Here is a 665-nt window from a genome sequence, read left to right as displayed (position 1 = left end):
ATCCTAAATTTCGAAAGCCCATTGTTTCGGTAAAATCACGAGATGTTAGCGCATAACACCCTGTAAATAACAGGGAAGTTCCCAGCCAGACAACTCCCCGTCAGCGTTGAAAGGTATTCCTCCCCCCTCCCCCACCGCAAGGGGCTTTTGGTTTTCCATGTAAAATTGTGGGAATCTCTAACCTGACATGGTCGCCAGCCGCGCTTCGATTCGCTTCCACGCATGGCGGTATGGAAAGTCGTGAGCCAGTTTCAGGATGAGCTTCCGGCTGTGCCGAACGATCGTCGCCGCCCAATGGAAGAACTCCAGCCGAAACCTGGCGATCGTATAGCCCCAATGAACGGGTTCGCAATAGTCCCGCTTGAACCGCTCATAGAGGTTGTAAGCCAGCATTTTGATCAGCAAATCCAGCTCGTTGGCCTCAAAATCCCCCGTCGCAATCCGGTCGATGGAAAACCCGTCCTTGGCTTCCTTGATGTCATTTTCCACGCAGCAGCGCTGATTGTAGAAGCGCCACACATCGATCGGTTCCCACTCCAGGTTGGTGACGATCGCCTCATATTGCCAGTCCGTATCGAAAATCAGCCGCCCTTGGCCGTCATCGGCCACTTGCGCCTTGCGGATGACCGCCACACGGCGGGGTTTCTTCCAGGAGGTGGCCTTGT

At 54.4% G+C, this 665-nt stretch carries 1 protein-coding gene; it reads right to left on the bottom strand.

Annotation, left to right across the window (positions count from 1 at the left end; all coding sequences use genetic code 11):
- Positions 1–177: 177 nt before the first annotated feature.
- On the bottom strand, positions 178–665 hold a 488-nt coding region (locus tag ABEV74_RS23190; RefSeq protein ID WP_430150113.1), incomplete at its 5' end, for a transposase.

The sequence above is a fragment of the Paenibacillus cisolokensis genome (genome assembly GCF_050481165.1).
In the GTDB taxonomy this organism is placed as follows: domain Bacteria; phylum Bacillota; class Bacilli; order Paenibacillales; family Paenibacillaceae; genus Paenibacillus_AH; species Paenibacillus_AH cisolokensis.
The sequence above is the reverse complement of the archived record's forward strand: the minus strand, read 5'-3'. Positions and strand labels throughout refer to the sequence as shown.